At 62.5% G+C, this 19,568-nt stretch carries 16 protein-coding genes; 9 read left to right on the forward strand and 7 right to left on the reverse strand.

Features of this window, described 5'->3' with window-relative positions; translation table 11 throughout:
• Positions 1–217 precede the first annotated feature (217 nt).
• The gene (locus ACTAQJ_RS21640; RefSeq protein ID WP_498699286.1) at positions 218–1,861 is read right to left on the reverse strand and encodes an ATP-binding protein; all 1,644 of its coding nucleotides are present in this window, start codon (positions 1,859–1,861) and stop codon (positions 218–220) included.
• 238 nt (positions 1,862–2,099) lie between these two features.
• Here ACTAQJ_RS21640 and ACTAQJ_RS21645 point away from each other — a divergent pair, with 238 nt between their 5' ends.
• Together ACTAQJ_RS21645 and ACTAQJ_RS21650 are read left to right on the forward strand one after the other, a co-directional pair.
• Entirely contained in the window at positions 2,100–2,483 is a 384-nt protein-coding gene (locus ACTAQJ_RS21645; protein WP_498699289.1) for a DUF7793 family protein, read from the forward strand.
• 19 nt (positions 2,484–2,502) lie between these two features.
• Positions 2,503–3,306, forward strand: a complete 804-nt coding sequence (locus tag ACTAQJ_RS21650; protein WP_498699293.1) for a class I SAM-dependent methyltransferase — start codon at positions 2,503–2,505, stop codon at positions 3,304–3,306.
• Between the two features lie 72 nt (positions 3,307–3,378).
• Here the strand turns inward: ACTAQJ_RS21650 and ACTAQJ_RS21655 are convergent, their stop codons facing one another.
• Positions 3,379–4,251 carry a nuclear transport factor 2 family protein gene (locus tag ACTAQJ_RS21655; RefSeq protein WP_498699295.1) on the reverse strand — a complete coding sequence of 291 codons (873 nt, stop codon included), beginning with the start codon at positions 4,249–4,251 and terminating at the stop codon, positions 3,379–3,381.
• A gap of 51 nt (positions 4,252–4,302) precedes the next feature.
• Here ACTAQJ_RS21655 and ACTAQJ_RS21660 point away from each other — a divergent pair, with 51 nt between their 5' ends.
• Positions 4,303–4,941: a TetR/AcrR family transcriptional regulator gene (locus ACTAQJ_RS21660; RefSeq protein WP_498699297.1), complete on the forward strand. Its 639-nt coding sequence runs from the start codon at positions 4,303–4,305 to the stop codon at positions 4,939–4,941.
• Between the two features lie 3 nt (positions 4,942–4,944).
• On the opposite strand, the gene ACTAQJ_RS21665 is transcribed toward ACTAQJ_RS21660, so the two are convergent.
• From ACTAQJ_RS21665 to ACTAQJ_RS21680, 4 genes are all read right to left on the reverse strand, one after another.
• A complete protein-coding gene (locus ACTAQJ_RS21665) occupies positions 4,945–7,170 on the reverse strand; it encodes a S9 family peptidase (protein WP_498699299.1) in 2,226 nt (741 codons plus the stop codon).
• 63 nt (positions 7,171–7,233) lie between these two features.
• The gene (locus ACTAQJ_RS21670) at positions 7,234–8,163 is read right to left on the reverse strand and encodes a GGDEF domain-containing protein (protein WP_498699301.1); all 930 of its coding nucleotides are present in this window, start codon (positions 8,161–8,163) and stop codon (positions 7,234–7,236) included.
• The gene (locus ACTAQJ_RS21675; protein WP_498699303.1) at positions 8,160–11,528 is read right to left on the reverse strand and encodes a hybrid sensor histidine kinase/response regulator; all 3,369 of its coding nucleotides are present in this window, start codon (positions 11,526–11,528) and stop codon (positions 8,160–8,162) included. Before ACTAQJ_RS21675 ends, ACTAQJ_RS21670 begins: the two co-directional genes overlap by 4 nt.
• Before the next feature lie 181 nt (positions 11,529–11,709).
• Entirely contained in the window at positions 11,710–13,350 is a 1,641-nt protein-coding gene (locus tag ACTAQJ_RS21680; protein WP_498699304.1) for an alkaline phosphatase D family protein, read from the reverse strand.
• A 355-nt stretch (positions 13,351–13,705) separates the two neighbouring features.
• Here ACTAQJ_RS21680 and ACTAQJ_RS21685 point away from each other — a divergent pair, with 355 nt between their 5' ends.
• Complete coding sequence (locus tag ACTAQJ_RS21685) at positions 13,706–14,659, forward strand: LysM peptidoglycan-binding domain-containing protein (RefSeq protein ID WP_498699306.1); 954 nt, start codon at positions 13,706–13,708, stop codon at positions 14,657–14,659.
• 31 nt (positions 14,660–14,690) lie between these two features.
• Here the strand turns inward: ACTAQJ_RS21685 and ACTAQJ_RS21690 are convergent, their stop codons facing one another.
• Positions 14,691–15,287, reverse strand: coding sequence for an arsenate reductase/protein-tyrosine-phosphatase family protein (locus tag ACTAQJ_RS21690; RefSeq protein WP_498699309.1), 597 nt, complete (start codon positions 15,285–15,287; stop codon positions 14,691–14,693).
• A 200-nt stretch (positions 15,288–15,487) separates the two neighbouring features.
• Here ACTAQJ_RS21690 and paaA point away from each other — a divergent pair, with 200 nt between their 5' ends.
• Genes paaA through paaE form a run of 5 tightly spaced genes read left to right on the forward strand, consistent with a single transcriptional unit; the run spans position 15,488 to position 19,566 of the window.
• Positions 15,488–16,483 carry a 1,2-phenylacetyl-CoA epoxidase subunit PaaA gene (gene paaA, locus ACTAQJ_RS21695; RefSeq protein WP_431116308.1) on the forward strand — a complete coding sequence of 332 codons (996 nt, stop codon included), beginning with the start codon at positions 15,488–15,490 and terminating at the stop codon, positions 16,481–16,483.
• A complete protein-coding gene (gene paaB, locus ACTAQJ_RS21700; protein ID WP_431116307.1) occupies positions 16,483–16,869 on the forward strand; it encodes a 1,2-phenylacetyl-CoA epoxidase subunit PaaB in 387 nt (128 codons plus the stop codon). The genes paaA and paaB overlap by 1 nt, the downstream gene beginning before the upstream one ends.
• Positions 16,869–17,786 carry a 1,2-phenylacetyl-CoA epoxidase subunit PaaC gene (gene paaC / locus ACTAQJ_RS21705; protein ID WP_498699313.1) on the forward strand — a complete coding sequence of 306 codons (918 nt, stop codon included), beginning with the start codon at positions 16,869–16,871 and terminating at the stop codon, positions 17,784–17,786. Before paaB ends, paaC begins: the two co-directional genes overlap by 1 nt.
• Positions 17,787–17,791: 5 nt before the next feature.
• Complete coding sequence (gene paaD / locus ACTAQJ_RS21710; RefSeq protein WP_498699314.1) at positions 17,792–18,352, forward strand: 1,2-phenylacetyl-CoA epoxidase subunit PaaD; 561 nt, start codon at positions 17,792–17,794, stop codon at positions 18,350–18,352.
• Between the two features lie 8 nt (positions 18,353–18,360).
• A complete protein-coding gene (paaE, locus tag ACTAQJ_RS21715; RefSeq protein ID WP_498699315.1) occupies positions 18,361–19,566 on the forward strand; it encodes a 1,2-phenylacetyl-CoA epoxidase subunit PaaE in 1,206 nt (401 codons plus the stop codon).
• Positions 19,567–19,568 lie beyond the last annotated feature (2 nt).

Genomic DNA, 19,568 nt, shown 5'->3' on the forward strand with positions numbered 1-19,568 from the left:
GAGCGCCTCTCAAGGCCAGATGACTCAAACTGATGCTCCGGGCTATTGCTCGGGGCATCAGTTTTGTTGCGGATTGTGTCGCAGATTAGTGACTTTGTGGGTCAGGTTCAGGCCAGCCGTTGACCAGCCTGTCATGGACGGGTGCAGGGCGCCATGAGGGCGTCAAGTGCCGAGGAAGGGGCAGTCAACCGATAATTTGGGGATGGTCAATTGGTAGTCAGGGACCGCCAACGGGCAATTCAACGGATACCGTAGTCCCTGAGCCCAGCTTTGAGTCGAAGACCATCCGACCCATATGGCGGCTGATGATGTCCTGGGCGATTGCCAGCCCAAGGCCGCTTCCGGGAACAGCAGCTGCCGTGGCATTTGAGGCCCGGTAGAACCGCGTGAAGATGTGGGGAAGATCGTGTTCGGGGATACCCAGGCCGGTGTCCGCCACTTTGACCAACGCTGCACGGCCACCGTCTGCCGATGCGAACATCGAACTCGTGATGCCCACCCGTCCACCTGCCGGGGTGAACTTGATGGCATTGGCCACGATGTTGGTGAAGACCTGTTCCAGCTTGGCTTCATCGGCGGTGACCTCCACGTCCTCGGTTCCCTCGGTGAAGGACACAGCGACGTGCCGGGACTCTGCCAAAGGCCGCAGGGTGGCCACCACCACCTGGAGGAGCTTGGCAATATCCACAGGTTTGAGGTCCAGGTTGCTTCCGTCCTGCATGGACACCGTCAACATGTCCTCAATGAGCCGGCGGAGCCTGTCGGAGTTCCTGGCGATCACGTCCAGCATCTTGCTGATGCCTTCAGGAACAGGGCCGCCCGAACCGTCCCTGATCATGTCCAGGTAGGCAGTGATGGAGGTCAGGGGCGTCCGGAGTTCATGGTTCACCGTTGCCAGGAAGTCAGTCTTGGCCTTGTCCAACTGCCTGAGCTGGTGCAGTACGCGTTGCTGGGCGCTGATGAGGTGGCCCTGGATAAGTCCGTGCGCCACATTCCCGGCGACGTGCTGCATCAATGCGATCTCAGGCCGGGTCCAGTCGTGCCGTTCCTCCACCGTGGTGAGAAGGATGATGCCCAAAGCTGCCCCACCTTCGCCTACAGGTAGTAACACGGAAGAGACCGGATTTAACTCGCAGGACCAGTCCTTCAGCGCCTGGGTAATCCTGGATTCCGGCTGCGTTCGGTGGTCTGTCACAGCAAGAACGTCAGCTTCGGCCCATAGCCTGTTGGCTGCCTCGACGATCAGGTTCTCGCTGTCGCCCAATCTGGCAGGGAGCATCGGCGTGCCCGGGCGGTTCCATTGGGCGCGGATCGAGGGAACGCGTTCATCCCGGAAGGTCGCAAACCAGACGTGGTCCATGCCGAGGGCTTCGCCGAATCCTCGCACCACATGGTCGGCAATCAGTTGGGGATCGTTGGTTTGCCGGATAGCCGATGAGACGTTCCGGAGGCTTTCGCGGAGGGCTTCTACTTCTCCGCGGGACCGTGCACGCTCCCGGGACCTGCCGATCAAGGTTTCAACGCGGTAGACAAGTTCATCGGCACGCACCGGGTTGATCACATAGTCCACGACGCCCCACGCTTGGGCTTCTTCGAGGTCCACGGATTCGCCGGCATTGAGGAGCAGCAGCACAGGAACGCCGGGGCTGCGAAGACCATGTGCCAGAGAGTTCTCCAACACCACTACAGCGGGACTACCGGCTTCCAGCCGCGCGGCAATGGAGGCGGTGTCTGAAGCGGCGAAAACTTCGAACCCTGCGGCGTTGAGCGCAGCCTTTGTTAAGGCCAAACGATCAGCGTCTGAATCCGCCACGAAGGCGGAGCGGGAAACGTGCTGCACATCGGCCCCGTTCTTACCCACTGAGCCCCCTCCGTTACAACGTTCGTTCACCGTAATTCCAGATTTGGCAACACACTATCAGCGCCACCGCGGGCTTCGGCCCTGCAAGGGGCATTTGATGCTCATTTGCGTCGTCGTGGAAGGCATTGCGTCGGGGAGGGACCCTTTACATTCGGGGCTCGATTAGACAGCCTAGAGGGTGAAAGCCCGGGGGAGGCTTCGCCCTCCTGCCGTCCGCGAGGAAATGCCAAGGAGATCAGTGAACCAGCCAGCAACACCGCAAGACCACCAAGAGGTGACGTTCCAGCTGGAACTCGAAGACACAGGAATCCTGCGTCTAACGTGGCCGCGCGGCTCCAGGATCCAGGAGGCGGACGCCCAGCGGGCAATGGATCGGGTCAATGAGATCTGCGGGGAAGCGCGCCACCCGATGATCGTGGACATGGCCACCACGGCAGACGTCACCCGGGGCGCCCGTTCAGTATTCGCCAAACCCTGCCAGGCCTCAAGTATCGCCCTCTGGGGTTCGTCCCCCGTGGACCGGGTCATCGCCAACTTCTTCATTGGCATCATGAAACCCCCATGCCCCACGAGGTTCTTTACTTCAGAAACAGAAGCCCTGCTTTGGCTGAAAGAGCAATAGCGCCACATATATTTGGAGCATGCTCTCAGCGCTCCGGAAATACCTGCTGATTCCCCGCCTCATCAGGCTTTCCTCGAATGCGCCCAAGGACCCGCTCACAGCGTGGGATCGTTATTGGGGCAACGTCAGGTCCACCGGTGCCGCCGGGGATGTGTTGTGGGATTCCGGCAGCTCCCATGAACTTGAGGGTTACCTGCCCAAATTCGGCCGCATGGATCGGTCCCTGCCCGTGGTGGACGTGGGGTGTGGCAACGGCAGCTTCACACGCCTGCTGGCCCAGCATTTCCCGCACGCGCTGGGGCTCGATTACTCCGCGAACGCCATAGACCGCGCACGGCAAGAGTCAGGGGACATCACGACGGCGTCATTCGCCGTGTGCGATATGACGGCACCTGACGCTGCACAGACTGTAGGGACGGCCCTTGGGGCAGCCGGATGTTCAGGCGATGCCAACGTGTTCATCCGGGGCGTACTGCACGTACTGGACTCCAAAGGAAGGGCGGCCCTGGCCGCAAACCTGCTGCCCGTCGTCGGATCCCGCGGCAGCGTGTTCCTGGCCGAAACCAACTTTCCCGGCACCCCGGTGGATTACGTCAGCCACCTCGGCGCCACCCGCAACTCCATTCCAGCCCCCTTGGAGTGGGCCATCAAGGGCTTGCCGATGCCGGGCCGCTTCGGCGCCGCCCAGCGTGCCAAGGCGTTCCCGACGGCGGACTGGAACCTTTTGGAGGAAGGCGCCACGAGTATCGAGACCCGGCCGCTGAGCAACCCTTCAGACCCGGACCTCATTCCCGGATACTTCGCCTTGCTCCGCGCGCGCTAACGCTGGGTTCCGCGCCCGCTAACACCGCGCCCACGAGCTCCGAGCCCGCCACAACAAAGAGTGGCGCTGTAGTCACCGGGGTCGTTGAACTGGGATAAGGTCCGAGTGCCGGTGAACGATCCGCCAGTCGCCGTCTTCCCGACGGTAGACGTGCGTTGTTCGCATCGTGTAGTCGGCCGGGACGCCATCAACAACGGCGAGGCTGTGCTCCAACCCAACGATGTAGGCGAGGCTTTCGCTGGCACCGGCCGCGACAACCTCGAACTCGAACCCGGTGGCGCCTTCGAATCGTCGGGCTTCCTGGCGAAACTTGGGCTCCAGATCGTTCCAGCCCACTCCGGAGATGTGCGCACCGAACAGGGTGGTGGGGTCAGTGTGCGACCACAAAGCGATGCGTGCTGTCACGTCGCCCTTGTGCAGGGCCACCGTCATGTCCCGCTGCTTCGGCAGGATCTCGGCGAGGAAGGCCTCGGTCTCCTTACCCATCGCTGGTCGCTCGCCCCTCATCGGATCACTCCGGCCAGGGGGCAACGAAACGCTGGCCTCTCCCGCCGGAAAATCCGCGTGACGATGCACGATCCGCCAGGCGCCGTCTTCACGACGGTAGACGTGGGTTACCCGCAAGCTGTATTTCCGGGGAGTGCCCTCAACGGTGGTGGTGCTGTGCTCGTAGCCGACGGTGTAGGCGAGGTCTCCACTTACACCGGCGGCGATGATTTCAAGATCGAACGAATCCGAGTGCGAAAACCACGAGGCGACGTTGTGGAACATGGGCTCAAGCTCTGCCCGGCCGCTGCCGCTGAGGCTCGCACCGAAGAGCGTCAGCGGATCGTTCTGCGACCACAGCGCGAGGCGGGGACCGGCGTCGCCGTCGTGGATTGCACTGTCCGCGGCCTGCTGTTGGGGAACTATTTCGGTGAGGAAAGCATCGGTCTCAGTGGACATGACCAACTCCATTACAGTGAGACTGTTTTGAATACTGTTATACTGCATCCAATGGGCGCAAAAATCAAGAGGTCGTACGATTCCACCCGCCGCCAACAGCAGGCTGCGGAGACGCGGCGAAGCATCATCACGGCGGCGAACGAGCTGTTTATCTCGCAGGGATACGGGCAGACCACCGTCAAGCAGGTGGCTGAGCGGGCGGGTGTCGCCGTCGAAACCGTATACGCGGCATTCCGCACGAAAGCCGCGCTGCTCCGGCACGTTTGGTACGTCGATTTCCGTGGCGACGAGGCCGACGTGACCCTATACGACAGGGCGGAGATGCAGGCCATCCTGGCCGAACCGGACCTGCCGTCCAGGATCCGGCGCCACGCCGCATTCGTGGCCGCGAGCAATCGGCGGATTGCCCCTCTCCTTGAGGCCCTCACGGGAGCAGCAGCGAGCGAGCCCGACGCCGTCGCCATGCTCACCGAATGGGCCGACCGCCGCTTGGATGTGGCGACGCGTTACGCACACGCTGCGGCTGCCACCGGGCAGCTTGGCGTCACGGAAGAGGAATGCCGCGATGTGCTGTTCGCGACCATGGACGGCACACTCTGGACCCGGTTCGTGGAGCAGCGCGGTTGGAGCGACGAACGGTTCTCGGACTGGCTCGCCGCGATGTGGATCAGCATGCTCGTCCGGCACTAACCTCTACTTGAGCCCGGCTCCAGGAAGCAGTTCCGTGGCGCCCAGGGAGTCGGCAACGAATGCGTAGTCCCAAGCCCGCTCACGCCACTGCACATAACGGCCGGACGCTCCGCCGTGGCCGCCGTCCATCTCGATCTTCATGACGATCGGTTCCGAGCCGGTGGATGCCGAACGCAGTGCCTGCACCCACTTGGCCGGTTCCACGTACAGTACGCGGGTGTCGTTGAAGGACGTCACGGCGGCGATCTTGGGGTAGGGCACGCTCCGCACGTTCTCGTAGGGAGTGTAGGACTTCATGTAGGCGTAGACCTCAGGATCGGTGATGGGGTTGCCCCACTCTTCCCATTCCAAGGCCGACAGGGGAAGTTCGGGGTCCAGGATGCTGGTCAGTGGATCCACGAACGGCACCTGCGCCACCACGGCCGCGTACTTTTCCGGAGCCATGTTGGCAATGGCACCCATGAGCAGGCCGCCGGCGGAACCACCCATCGCAGCAATCCGGGAGGGGTCCACCCAGCCGGAACCAGCCAGCCAGTCGGTGGCGGCGATGAAGTCCGTAAACGTGTTCTTCTTGGCGAGCTTCTTCCCGTCGTCGTACCAGTGGCGGCCCAGCTCGCCGCCGCCGCGAATGTGGGCAATGACCATGACGATCCCGCGGTCCAGCAGCGACAAGCGAGCAACGCCAAAGGCCGGGTCCATGCTCATCTCGTACGAGCCGTAGCCGTACACCAAGCCAGCGGCCTTGCCGTCCTGCTGTACCGAAGCGTGGTGCAGCACTGACAGCGGAATCCGCGTGCCGTCGTCGGCGGTTGCCCACTCGCGGGTGGCCACGTAATCCTGCCGGGAGTAGCCGCCCAGGACCGGGCTTTCCTTGCGCAGCAGCAGCTGGCCTGAGGGCAGCTCTGCAGTGGGCAGAACGAAGTCGTAGACGCGGGATGGTGTGAAGTAGGAGGTGTAGCCCATGCGAATAACGGGCGCCTCGTAGTCGGAACTGGAAACGCCTGCCGTGTAGAGCTCTTCGTCGAAGGCCGGCTCCACGGGCGCGGACTGCTTCGGCGTGCCCAGGCCTGTGAGCGGCAGCACCTGAACACGCTCGATGGTGTCCTTCCTGATGGACAGCACCAGGTGCGTGGACGTGACGCCAGCGCCGTTGACGCGGACGTCGTCGGAATGCTCGACGACGGTCCGCCAGTGCTGCTCTGCCAGGGGCTTGGTCAGTTCGGACGGGTCAACCAGGCTCACCATCGAATTGATGGCGTCCTTGTTGTGGGTCAGGAGAAGAGTCTCTTTGCCGTCCAGGAGGAAGGGCTCGGCCTCGTAGAGAATGTGTTCCCCGCGAGGAATGACTGTGCTAAGACCGGCGTCGTAATCGTCAAAGCGGAGCAGCCGGGTCTCGCTGAACTCCGAGCAGCCGATGCTGAGCACAAGGTGCCGGCGGTCGGAGGCGAGATCGAAGCCCAGCCACATGGCGACGTCGTCCTCCTGGTAAAGAACCTCATCCTCGGCAACCGGCGTGCCCAATACGTGGGCCTTGACCTGGTAGGGGCGCCAGGAATCGTCCACCACGGTGTAGAAGATGCGGGTGCCGTCCGGGGAGAACGCCACACCATAGAAGATGTTCTCGATGACGTCCGGCAGGAGCTCACCCGTCCGGAGGTCCTTGATGCGCAGGGTGAAGCGTTCGTCGCCGGAGTTGTCCACCGCGTATGCGTAGAGGTTGCCGTCGATGGTCACGGCAGCGCCACCGATGCTGAAGAACGGCTGGCCCTCGGCTTCCACATTTCCATCCAGGAGCACCTGCTCACCCGGGATCTCCACGCCCGGCTCAACGGAGGGCGGAGTCCAGTCGGCTACGGGGTCACCCGTGTTCCGGGCCACCACGCGGCAGTGGATGCTGTATTCCTTGCCCTCCACCGAACGGCTGTAATACCACCAGCCATCCTTGCGGCTGGGTACGGACAGATCGGTTTCCTGGGTGCGGCCCTTGATCTCCTGGAAGATTGCTTCGCGGAGCGGTTCCTGGTGGGCGGTCACAGCCTCCTGGTAGGCGTTCTCTGCCTTGAGATGGTCCACTACTTCTTCGGATTCCTTGTCCCGGAGCCACTCGTAGTTGTCCACGAAGACATCGCCGTGGTGTTCGCGGCGGCTGGGGACATGTTTGGCAACAGGCGGCTGGGGTGCTGAACCGTTGACAGGGGCAGCGGCAGGCGCGGAGGAAGTGTGGCTCATATGGCAACTCTATAGACGGCCTCTGACACGGAACCAGTGATTTCGCTCAGAGCGCCCAGACGCTCAGTCCACGCCCTGCGAAAGCGTGCTGGCCAGCGTCACCCGGTTCCGGCCCGATGCCTTTGCCGCGTACAGAGCGAGGTCCGCTTCACGGAGCAGTTGCTCGGTCCCCGCGCGATGCCCATCAGCGAAGGCCGAGACTCCGGCGCTGATTGTGAGTATGCCATCGGGGTCGCCGGAGTGCTCGATCTGCAGCGCGTGAACAGCTGCCCGAACCCGTTCCATGACCACTTCGGCGCCGGCAGCTGTCTGCTCGCGAAGAACCAGCAGGAACTCCTCGCCGCCAAACCTGTAAACGCCGTCGGACTGACGGACCTCACCGGCAAGGGTCGAAGCGATAGCCACCAGTGCGGCGTCTCCCGCCTGGTGGCCATAGATGTCGTTGTAGCTCTTGAAGTTGTCCACATCCACCATCGCCAGACAGTAATCGCGCGAGTAGCGGTCGCTTCTGCTGTGCAACTGTCCGAGGTCTTCCGTCAGCTTGAGCCTGTTGTGCAGCTTGGTCAGGGGGTCCGTGCGGGCCTGTTTTGTCAGCGCTGTCCTGTACCTTGCGAGGTCCGCGTGCAGCGAGGTGATGCGTTGCGCGGCCAGCAGGCGGATGTGCAGGTTGAAGGGGTCCAACGGTTTAGTGACGTAATCGTCCGCGCCGGCCTCCATGCCCGCCAGGACGTCCTTTCGCGAACCGTGGGACGTCACCAGGATGACGTACGTGTAGGTGTCCTGCTCGCGCTCGCGGATGGCGCGGCAAAGATCCAAGCCGTTCAGGCCCGGCATCATCAGGTCCGTCACTACGGCCGCCGGAGCATGGGCCTGGTAAAGGTCCCAGGCCGAGTCGCCATCCACTGCCACGATGCAGTCATGGCCGGATTGCTCGACGGCGGCCTTGGTGATCATCCGGGAGATCTGGTCGTCGTCAGCGATGAGTACTTTCATGGGGCTCCCATTAGTGTGCGCTCGAGTGCCCCATCCACCCGTGCGAGTTCCGAATTTAGTTGATCGAGTACATACGTTCCATGCGATGCAACACCCGGGCCCGCCTCACGGCCCAGTCGTTCCAAGTCTTTGGCCAAGGTCGCGGCACCCATAGCGCCGATGTTGGCTGCGGCGCCCGCGAGTTTGTGCGCGGCCGCCTCGACTGCGTTGGCCTCCCCGCTCTCCAAAGCCGAGCGCAGCTTCTCCTGGGCGCGCTGGGCTTCCTCGCGGAAGGCCCTGACGGCGTCAGGCAACAGGCCCAAACCGTCGGCCGGTCCAAGGTCGCGCAGGATCTGCAGCCTGTCCTCGTCGAGGACGGTGGCGTCAGCGGCGGCAACGTCAGCGGCGTCGGACCCGGCAGCGTCCACAGCAACGTTCGACGGCGGTGCTTCCGCGAGCTGCTCCTGCGGCACCCACCGGGCCAGGATGTCACGGAGCTTGTCCAGATCCACAGGCTTGCTGATGTAGTCGTCCATGCCGGCCGCGAAACAGCGCTCGCGGTCCTCGTTCAGGGCCCCGGCCGTCATGGCAATGATGGGGATCCTCACGGTTTTGGAATCACGGGATCGAATGGTTTTTGTCGCCTCAAAGCCATCCATGACAGGCATGTGGCAGTCCATAAGAACGGCAGCATAGTTTCCGGTGAGTGTTGCAGCAACGGCTTGCGCGCCGTCGTCGACGATGTCCACTTCGTAGCCGAGCCGGTTCGCCATCCCGCGCGCCACCAGCTGGTTGACTTCATTGTCTTCAGCCACCAGAAGCTTGCCCAGCAGGAGTTCCGGGTCCCGGGACGGCAGCTCGGGCTGGGTTCCAAGGGGCGCTGGCTTACCCATCGTTTTCGTTGCCACGAGCCGCAGGAGCCGGTTGTAGAACTCGGAGCTCCGCACGGGCTTGGTGAGGTACTCGCGGATTCCTGCGGAGGCGAGATCGGCCTTGTCCACTTGCATGGTGGAGGTGAGCAGAATGATCCCCGGGCCGCCTGAGCCGTTGCTCTCTTCCTTGATTTGGCGGGCCAATTCCAGACCATCGACGTCCGGCATGCACATGTCCACCACGGCGATGTCATAGGGGTGGCGCTCCGAAACGGCCAAACGGTATTCGTGAATGGCACTGCGCGCATCTGCGACTGCCACCGGCTGCATTCCCCAGCTTGTAAGCTGCGTCTCCAGCACCAAACGGTTGGTGGCGTTGTCATCCACCACCAGGACTTTGCGGCCCGCGAGCGAGGCAGGCAGGATTCCAGTGTCCGTGGCTGGAGGGCCGACAGGTAGGTCCAGGACAAACCAGAATTTGCTGCCCACACCCATTTCGCTGTCGAGTCCGATTTCGCCGCCCATGACTTCGGTCAGCCGCCGGGAGATGGCAAGGCCGAGGCCCGTGCCGCCGTACCGGCGGGTGGTGGAGGCATCTGCCTGGGCGAAGGAGTCGAACAATCGGTGGTGGTCTTCGGTGCTGATGCCGATTCCGGTGTCACGAACTTCAAACCGCAGGGAGGCTTTGTTTGAATCCTGGGTGACCACTGAAACCTGGATCTCCACCTCGCCGGATGGGGTGAACTTGACCGCGTTGGATGACAGGTTCAGCAGGATCTGCCGAATCCGCCCGGAGTCGCCCATGAGCCGTTCCGGCACGTTGGGGTGACAGTAGGAGATCAGCTCAAGGTTCTTGCTTTGGGCTTGTTCGGCAACCAGTCCAGCTACCTCTTCCACGAGCACCCGGGGGTCGAATGCTGTGATGTCCAGGTCCACCTTCCCGGCTTCCAGCTTGGAGAAGTCCAGGATGTCATTGATCAGCGTCAGGAGAACCTCGCCGGCCCCCTTGACTCCCTGCGCGTACTGCCGTTGGACCTCGTTCAGGCGTGTGTCGAGCATGAGCGACGTCAGACCGATCACGGCGTTCAGAGGGGTCCTGATCTCGTGGCTCATGGTGGCCAGGAACTCGGACTTGAGCCTGCTCGATTCCAAGGCGGCTTCCCGGGCGGCCAGGAGTTCGGCTTCAGCCGCTTTACGCTCGGTGATGTCACGGGAAATCGTGGCCACGCCCCAGATGCCCGATTCATTCCGGACGGGGGAGAGGGTCACGGAGACGGGAATGGTGGAGCCGTCTCCGCGCTTGCGCAGGCTCTCAAAGTTCTGAACCGCCCCGCTTTCAGCGGTCGCTTGGAGGGCGTCGTGTTCAGCCTGTTGTAGTTCCTCCGGGATAAAGAAATCGCTGTTCCTGCCGATGGCCTCCGCTGCGGTATAGCCAAAAATCCGCTCCGCCCCAGGGTTCCAACTGAGGATCTCGCCGCCAGGTGTCTTGCCAATGATGGCGTCGCCGGAGGAGTTTACGATCGCACCCAAGCCCTCAAGCTCGGCCGTCCGGGCCGCCACTTTGGACTCAAGGTCCCGCGTAAGCGTCACATTCTCGACGACAATCAGCACCTGCCGCACGATGACGAAGACCAAGACAGAGAGGCCTGTGATCAGCAGTATCGGGTCTCCTAAGTTGATGGCCCGGCTGCGGTTGAAAAGAACTGCGCCAAAAACGGGAATGTACGGCAGGAGTTCCAATGCCGCAGCATACGTTCGTCCGTCTTTCTTGCTGCTGCTGGTCTCCGGAGCCAGAGGGCTGAACCCGACGAGCAGGAAAGCTGCTACCCAGCCGAGTGCCAAGGGGGATCCGGTCACACCTGTAACGCCTTCGGCGGTAAGCCGCACGTAGGTCAGGTCCGTCAACGCGAGCACCAGGAAGCCCAGGCCCAGGCACAGCCACGGAAGGCGCCGGCCACGGGCGGCGCGCATGGTCAGGACGATCACCAGCGAGACCATCACCACGTCAGCGAAGGGGTAGGCCAGCGTTGTCAGAAAGGCCAGGGTGTCAACGTTGCCCTCCGCGATCAACGGCCCCAGGACTGCGCCCCACGCGATGAAGAGAACCGCGCTGGCCACCGTTCCCACGTCCAGGACAGTGCGGACAACTGACATGCGGATGCTGCTACCCCTTGAAAGCAGGACAAGTCCGACGGCGACGGGCAGCGCATAGCCGACGAATCCAATGTCGGAAGCCGATGGGAAGGGGTATGCGTGGTCCAGCACTATGCCGTTGAAGGTCCAGAGTGCTTGGCCACAGGACCAAAGAGCCAACCCGGCAACCACGAACCATCGGGCCTTTGTATTGCCGCCGCCCTGCAAAGCCGCTCTGGTGTGGGTCATCAGGGCAGTCAGCGCGGCCGTAAGGATCGCAAAGTCGCCGGCAAGCTGAGCTGTGGGTGTGCCGATACCGCTGCCGAGTCCTGCCGCCAAAAGGACCGCGCACGCTCCGACTGCTACAAGAAAAAGCGTCATACCGTGCCGCGCCCATGAGCGCACCGGAAGAACCTCGTGCTTCACTCCTGCCACTGAACCCCTGCCTTCAAAAGTGGCCCCACCAAAAGCGAACAACGCATCTTGCCTTTGCGCTGAGGAGAGCATACGCCGAAAGCGCGCTTAAGTGACCGGCAACACACAATAGTGACGTCCAGTTGGGTTAGCGCTCCGGGGTGAGGGTCTTCGAGAACAGCACAGCTCCGTTGGCGTTGCGGAGGCTCACAGTAAAGGTGCCGTCCGGGGCGAGGTCCACGTGCCCGAAATATTGGTTCTCGCCATCCCGCGGGGATTCGCCCGGGAAGCGGCCAGCTTTGGCGAACACTACTTCCGGTCCAAACGTGCCGTCCATGTCATTCGGACCGAACGAGCCCGCGTTGATAGGACCGGCCACGAACTCCCAGAAGGGATCGAAATCGGTGAACGAGGCCCGCTCGGGGGAGTAGTGATGGGCTGCGCAGTAGTGCACGTCCGCCGTCAGCCATACAGTGTTCTTGACGCCGTCCCGCTTGAAAGCACTCAGCACGCCGGCGATTTCCAGTTCCCGTCCCAGGGGAGCGCCGTTGTCCCGGTTGGAGAGGCTCTCCTGGTTTACGGGCCCATCCGGCACGATGATGCCCAGGGGCAGGTCCGCCGCGATCACCTTCCACGTCGCCTTGGATTGGCGGACTTCCTTGATCAGCCAGTCGACCTGCTCCTGACCCAGGATGTTGGTTGCGTACGGCTCTTTGCCATCGGTGTTGGGGGATTTGAACGACCTCATGTCCAGGCAGAAGATGTCCAGTTGCGGGCCGCGCGAAATCTTCCGGTAGATGCGCGCAGGTTGGTACTGGCCGGCGTCGAACGTTCCCAGGCGCCATAAGGCCGCCGAGTCCGCGATCGGCATGTTCTCCTGCCAGGCCTGCCTGCCGCGGGCGGCCAGGACGTTCACGTTGCGTTCGGTGTAGCGGGCGTCGTCCAGGATCTGGCCGGGGTACCAGTTGTTGTGAGTCTCGTGGTCATCCCACTGGGCGATCACGGGAACGTCGGCGAACATGGCTCGCATGTTCGTGTCCATCGAGTTGTATCGGTGACGACCCCGGTATTCCTTGAGTGTCTCGGCGACCTTCGAGACTTCCTCGATGACGATGTTCCGCCACACCTGGCCGTCCTTCTCCGTGACCGTGGCGGCAATGGGACCGTCGGCATAGATGGTGTCGCCGGAGTGGATGAAGAAATCCGGGCGCGTTGCGTGCATTGCCTTGTAGCCACGCATGCCGCCGATTTCCTCATTGATACCCCAGCCCTGCCCAGCGGTGTCGCCGGTCCACACGAAGGACTGCGAGGACCACGACGCACCGCGCTCGTCTTCGGAACCGCCGTTCCCAGCTGAATCAGGCGCCGTAGTGAATGTCCCCCTGACTGCGTCGCCGAGGCCGTTCTCGTCCTCGAAGTTAAGTTCAAGGGCGAAGCGGGTTCCAGCAGGAAGTCCTTTGGCGTGGATCTTGGCCGTGAAGTCGCTGGCTTCGGTAGCGAGAGGGCCTTGGATGGTGCGGCTGAATCCGTAGCGTCCCCGCAGGATTTCGCCAGCGTTATCCACTGCTTGTAGCCGGGCGCTCAATCGGCCCGGGCCCGAGGCGCGCGACCAGAGGACAGCGGAATCGGTGGTGACATCCCCTGTGGCGATTCCCGTGGGGAGCGTGAGGCGTTTGCGGACCAGCGGGATAGCGGCGGGCGCAGGTGCGGCGGTACCGGTTGCGAGGCCAGCCAAAGCCAAGCCGGTTATGGATGTTTTGACGAGGGTGCGGCGTGAGAGATCAGTCATGGTTCCACTGTTTCGGGCCGTCGTGAACACACGGTGAGCCTCAGGTGAAGGAAACGGTACGAGTACCGGCGCCCGCCTAAACAAGTGGCCTATCCCGGAAAATTGCGTACTACCTGGTGCAAATTCAGGACATCAAAGAAAAAGACGAGTATCTGCTACTCGTGCGGCGCCAGTGGCCAATTCCTAGCATTAAGTTCCCTAGGGTTTCTGAATTTCTGTTCCGCCGGCTCAGCGGTGGTTCGCTCCCTCGCACGTGACGAGTGGCGCTCCCCACAACATTTCTGCGCTATCGCATACGCCCCTCCCATAGGGCTTCTGCGTGCTCAGACCGACGCCTTGGATTCTGGGATACCCAATGAACATTTACAATGACGAGCTTCAAACTACTCTGTCAAAGAGCGCGCCCGGCGGTACCTTGCTGCTTGGGTCGCGCAAAAATAAAGTCCTGCTGATCGCAATCGCCATCATCGTTGTTATAGGTCTAATTCCATTAATTTTTGGGGTTCTTTCACAGGCAAACAACCCCGCTGCTGATGTGGGCCAGAATGTGTCCAGCGAACAATTGCCGGCCCCGCAAGCATCGGACTCCAGTCCGGCCACGCCCGCGGCGAGTGAAGCAGCAGCGGCACCCGCGATTGAAGCCAAGGTTCCCGCCGCCGAACCGGCCGTGGCCGCGGCGCCGGCTCCAGAACCTGCACCGGCCCAACCCGCGCCGCCTGCAGTCGATACCAACCTCTACACGGTTGTCTCCGGAGATACCGTGGGCTCCATAGCTGCCCGGTTCGGTGTGAACATGAATGAGATGTTGGCTGCCAATGGCTTGAGCGGCTACTCGGTCATCGTGCCCGGCCAAGTCCTGAAACTAACTGGACCTGCGGTTCCACTCATTGAGCCGGCGCCGGCCCCCGCGCCAGTCCAGGCCGCACCAGCGCAGGCCGCCCCTGCGCAAGCCGCTCCTGCGCAAGCTGCTGCTCCCGTAGCTGCAGGTTGGACGATCTACGTAGCTGGATCGGGAGGCCAGAGCATGGTGGACGCATGCATAGGGCCGATCCATTTCACTCCCACGGACGCCTACGCACTGTTCATCACAGAGCACGACTTCTGTGGAGGTTGGGCACGCTTCTCCGGTATCGGTGTCGGGACAGACGGTAAACATCCCGGGCTACGGCACGTACACAGTGACCGGAAGGGGGCAAGTGCCCAACCCCGGAACCACCAACAATGTGGCGGCTGTCTTCGGCGGCTTCCCTGCAGTTGTCCTGCAGACCTGCATCCCTGGCACGAGCCAAATGTTGGTGATCGGACTTAACTAGACCGGACTTAACTCGTAAGACAGCTAACTAGGCCGGCGCCGTAAGGCGTGCAAAGCGGAGGATGCCTAGGATGGCCGGGGCCAGCTCATCCTCCATCTGGTGATAGACCTCTTCCGCTCGTCGGTAGGGGTCTATCACGTCGTTGTCGGCAGGATCGGTCGGCAGTGCCAGATGGCGCACGGAAGCGGCCCGGGCGGGAAGGGCCCGCCAGAATTCCAGGATGCCGCCCTCCGGAACAACATCACCACGCGTCTCCAGGACGGCAAGCATCCTCGCAAATTCACGGATGGTGAACGTTCGCTTCAACAAGGAGGCATCCAGCTGGAGGACTTCGCCCCGGTGCCTGGACGTCATGGCTAGCACAAGGTCGGTTTCCCGGAGGATCTTCTGGTTGAGCTGCCTGGCCGCGAAGTTGTCGGGGCTGCCACGGAAGGTGCTGATCATCTTGGCCGACAGGGGCTGAATCGGCTCTCCGACCATGGCGCGTGTTCCGGCGCTGCGAACCTCGAATGAACCTGGGCTTGCGTGGTTGAGGCCCGCCTGCAGCAGCCGTTCCGCCACTGGGGAACGGCAGATGTTCCCTGTGCAGACGGTGAGGATCCTAAAGGGCTGGGGCGATTCCACGTGAGGCTCTTTTCTTGCGGGGGCTTGGGACGGCTCAGGTCCCATCCCAAGTTAACACGGGCAGCAAAGACCACCTTGTCACAACGCCCAGCTGCACCCATGCCCTCGTCATCAGCCCTTGATGTCTCACTGAACGCTTGACTGAAAACGTCCACTCCGCATATTCTGAACGAACGGTCGGTAATTTATTAGGAGCAACCATGGCATCGCAGAATCTGCAATCAGTGCCCGCTGAGCTGTCCCCGGAAGAGCAGGAGCGGGAGGCAGCCGGTAAGGCGTACTTTGATCGCATCATTTCGGAAGACTCGCGCATCGAACCGCGCGACTGGATGCCGGAGGCTTACCGCAAGACTTTGCTGCGTCAGATCTCGCAGCACGCGCACTCGGAAATCATCGGCATGCAGCCGGAAGCCAACTGGATCACCCGCGCTCCAAGCCTGAAGCGCAAGTCCATACTTATGGCCAAGGTGCAGGACGAGGCAGGCCACGGACTCTACCTCTACTCGGCAGCTGAAACCCTGGGCCAGACCCGGGACAAGATGATGGACGACCTCATTGCCGGCAAGGCCCGGTACTCGTCGATCTTCAACTACCCCGCGATTTCCTGGGCGGACATGGGAGCCATCGGTTGGCTTGTTGATGGCGCCGCCATTTGCAACCAGGTTCCCTTGTGCCGTGCCTCCTACGGTCCTTACGGCCGCGCAATGGTGCGCATCTGCAAGGAAGAGTCCTTCCACCAGCGCCAGGGTTTCGAGATCCTGCTGGAACTTTCCAACGGCACGCCTGCGCAGAAGCAAATGGCCCAGGAGGCTGTGAACCGCTGGTACGCGCCGTCGCTGATGATGTTTGGCCCACCGGATGACGATTCACCCAACTCCAAGCAGTCCATGGCCTGGAACATCAAGCGGTTCAGCAACGATGAACTGCGCAGCCGGTTCGTCGGCATGATGGTGGAGCAGGTCAAGGTCCTCGGCCTGACCCTGCCTGACAAGGACATCCGTTTCAACGAAGAAACCAAGAAGTGGGAGCACGGACCCCTGGACTGGAACGAGTTCAAGGAAGTCCTGGCCGGCCGCGGCCCCTGCAACTCGCAGCGCACCGAACGCCGCCGTGAGGCACACGAAAACGGTGCCTGGGTTCGCGAAGCCGCCGTTGCCTACGCCCGCAAGCAAGCACAGAAGGAACACGCAGCATAATGGCTCCCCACGGAAACCCGGAAGAACCGGCAAGCTCGGCCAGCGAGATCAAGCGCGAGGCCCCCAAGGTTGCGGCCGCTACGCCGGCGGAACAGCAGCACCACGAGACCCCGTGGTCCCTCTGGGAAGTCTTCGTGCGCTCCAGCCGAGGCCTGTCCCACGTGCACGCCGGATCGCTGCACGCTCCTGATGCCGCCATGGCACTTAGGAACGCCCGCGATCTCTACACGCGCCGCAATGAAGGCGTCTCCATCTGGGTTGTCCCGGCTGAGGCGATCTCCTCCAGCGATCCCGATTCCAAGGGTGCCTTCTTCGAATCGCCGCAGGGCAAGGACTACCGCCACGCGACGTATTACACCAAGAGCGAAGGCGTGAAGCACCTGTGATGACTGACAAAGACACTGACTTCGCCATTGAAGGCCACGGAGACATCTCCGTGGGCGTCCATGGAGCCGGAGCTTCCGGCGACGGTTCGGCCAGCGCCACCCGCATCACGCCGGGCAACGCCCTCCGCCCGGAGGACATCGCCCTGGAAGTACGACGTGGTCAGGTCAAGCCGAGTGAGGACGTAGCCGAGTTTGCCCTGAGGATCGGCGACGACGGACTGATCCTTGCCCAGCGCCTGGGCCACTGGATTTCCCGTGCTCCTGAGCTTGAGGAAGACATCGCACTCGGCAACATCGCGCTGGACCAGTTGGGCCATGCGCGCTCGTTCCTGACCTATGCCGGTGCCGCATGGGACAAGTCCGAGGACGATCTGGCGTACTTCCGCCGTGAGCACGAGTTCCGTTCCGCGCACCTGTTCGAGCAGCCCAACGGGGACTTCGCGGTGACCATCGCCCGGCAATTCATCGTGAGCTACTACCAGTACGAGCTCTACACGCAACTCATGGAGTCCACTGATCCCACCCTCGCTGCCATCTCTGCCAAGGCCGTGAAGGAAGTGGATTATCACCGCGACCATAGCGCGCAGTGGGTACTGCGCCTGGCTGGCGGCACGGACGAATCCCGCGCGCGCATCATCCAGGGCTTCAAGCTCGTATGGCCATACGTGGACGAACTCTTCGAAGACGACGAGCTCACCACCCGCTTGGCCGAGGCCGGCGTTACTGTTCAACCCTCAAGCCTTCGCGCTGAGTTTGATCGGCTCACCGGCGAGATCATGGCCGAAGCCGAACTGGACATCCCTGCCGTCCCGCAAGCACTGGGAGGCGGCCGTCGCGGCAAGCATTCGGAATTCCTGGGTTACATCCTTGCTGAGATGCAGGTCCTGGCCCGCGAACACCCCGGCGCGAGCTGGTGACCACCATGGCAACACAGGTACGGACACAAGAGCAGCGGGCCTGGGACATCGCGTCCACGGTCTGCGATCCGGAGATTCCGGTCCTCACCATCGAGGACCTCGGCATTCTCCGCGGCGTACACGTCCTCGATGCGCCGGACGCGCAGCAGCCCACGGACAAGGCGGACGACGGCGGCACCTCACGTACCGCCGTCGAGGTCACCATCACGCCCACGTACTCGGGCTGCCCGGCCATGGATGCGATTGGTGACGACCTGCGGACGGCGTTCCGGAACGCAGGCTACGCGAGCGTGCACATCAACCTGGTGCTCTCGCCGGCCTGGACCACCGACTGGATGACCGAATCCGGCAAGGCCAAGCTGCAGGAATACGGGATCGCGCCGCCCAGCGGCCGTGCTGCCGCCGGAGGCCACTCCGGTCCCGTTCGTTTGAACCTGGCTGTGAAATGCCCGCAGTGTTCTTCGCTGAACACCAAGGAGCTCACCCGCTTTGGTTCCACGTCCTGCAAGGCGTTGTTCGTCTGCCAGGACTGCAAGGAACCGTTCGACTACTTCAAAGTCCTCTAAGGAATTCCATGACCACCGAAACCCAGACGGCCAGCCGCCGTCGTGCGTCTTTCCATACCCTGACCGTCTCGGAAGTCCGGCGCCTTACGGACGACGCAATCGAGGTGACGTTCGCTGTTCCCACCGAGCTGGCCGGTCAGTACGACTACCTGCCTGGACAGTACGTCGCGCTGCGCACCACGCTGCCGGATGAGAATGGTGAGCCGCACGAGATCCGCCGCAGCTACTCGATCTGCGCAGAGCCGCGCACTTTCGCGGATGGCAGCAGCGAGATCCGGGTGGCCGTCAAAAAGGACCTTGGCGGTGTCTTCTCCACGTGGGCGAATGCCGAGCTGAAGGCCGGCGACGTCCTGGACGTCATGAGCCCGCAGGGCGCGTTCATTTCACGGCATGGCAAGGACGGCTCGTCGGTCCAGCACAACGTCATGAACTCCATGAACCACCCGGAGGAGTTGGCGGGGGAGCCCGGGAACTTCGTTGCGATCGCTGCGGGTTCAGGCATCACGCCCGTGATGGCGATTGCCCGGACGCTGCTGGCCGCCAATCCGGAGACCACCTTTGACCTGATCTATGCCAACAAAGCCGCCATGGACGTCATGTTCCTCGAGGAGCTGGCGGACCTGAAGGACAAGTACCCTTCGCGCCTGGCACTGCACCATGTTTTGTCCCGCGAGCAGCGGATCGCCCCGCTGATGACCGGCCGCATCGATTCGGAGAAGCTGCAGGCCTTGCTGAGCAGTGCCATCCATGCCGAGGATGTGGACGAATGGTTCCTCTGTGGGCCGTTCGAGCTGGTCCAACTGTGCCGCGACACCCTCGCTGCCCGTGGTGTGAAGCCCGAGCACGTGCGCTTCGAACTGTTCACCACTGGTCGTCCGGACCGTCCTGAGGGTAATGCCGGCCGTCCCGTTGTGGAGGACGAGTCGAAGGAAACCTACAAGATCACGTTCAAGCTGGATGGTTTGACCGGCGACGTCGCGAGTCCCACGCACGCCCGCGAGTCCATCCTCAACGCTGCCCTGCGTGTCCGCCCCGATGTTCCGTTCGCATGCGCAGGCGGGGTCTGCGGCACCTGCCGCGCCAAGCTTGTGACGGGTACGGTTTCCATGGATGAGAACTACGCCCTTGAGCAGGACGAGCTGGACAAGGGCTACGTCCTCACCTGCCAGTCCCATCCCACCAGCGAAGAAGTTACCGTCGACTTCGACGTCTAAGG

The organism is Arthrobacter sp. alpha11c (genome assembly GCF_054149985.1).

Excerpts from the sequence above, each read along its gene's own strand:
- ACTAQJ_RS21670 (WP_498699301.1), bottom strand. The coding sequence starts at position 8,163 with ATGAAAGTACTCATCGCTGACGACGACCAGATCTCCCGGATGATCACC.
- ACTAQJ_RS21685 (WP_498699306.1), top strand. The coding sequence starts at position 13,706 with ATGAACATTTACAATGACGAGCTTCAAACTACTCTGTCAAAGAGCGCG.
- paaE (WP_498699315.1), top strand. The coding sequence starts at position 18,361 with ATGACCACCGAAACCCAGACGGCCAGCCGCCGTCGTGCGTCTTTCCAT.
- ACTAQJ_RS21680 (WP_498699304.1), bottom strand. The coding sequence starts at position 13,350 with ATGACTGATCTCTCACGCCGCACCCTCGTCAAAACATCCATAACCGGC.
- ACTAQJ_RS21655 (WP_498699295.1), bottom strand. The coding sequence starts at position 4,251 with ATGTCCACTGAGACCGATGCTTTCCTCACCGAAATAGTTCCCCAACAG.
- paaC (WP_498699313.1), top strand. The coding sequence starts at position 16,869 with ATGACTGACAAAGACACTGACTTCGCCATTGAAGGCCACGGAGACATC.
- ACTAQJ_RS21675 (WP_498699303.1), bottom strand. The coding sequence starts at position 11,528 with ATGACGCTTTTTCTTGTAGCAGTCGGAGCGTGCGCGGTCCTTTTGGCG.
- ACTAQJ_RS21650 (WP_498699293.1), top strand. The coding sequence starts at position 2,503 with ATGCTCTCAGCGCTCCGGAAATACCTGCTGATTCCCCGCCTCATCAGG.
- ACTAQJ_RS21665 (WP_498699299.1), bottom strand. The coding sequence starts at position 7,170 with ATGAGCCACACTTCCTCCGCGCCTGCCGCTGCCCCTGTCAACGGTTCA.
- paaD (WP_498699314.1), top strand. The coding sequence starts at position 17,792 with ATGGCAACACAGGTACGGACACAAGAGCAGCGGGCCTGGGACATCGCG.
- paaA (WP_431116308.1), top strand. The coding sequence starts at position 15,488 with ATGGCATCGCAGAATCTGCAATCAGTGCCCGCTGAGCTGTCCCCGGAA.
- paaB (WP_431116307.1), top strand. The coding sequence starts at position 16,483 with ATGGCTCCCCACGGAAACCCGGAAGAACCGGCAAGCTCGGCCAGCGAG.
- ACTAQJ_RS21660 (WP_498699297.1), top strand. The coding sequence starts at position 4,303 with ATGGGCGCAAAAATCAAGAGGTCGTACGATTCCACCCGCCGCCAACAG.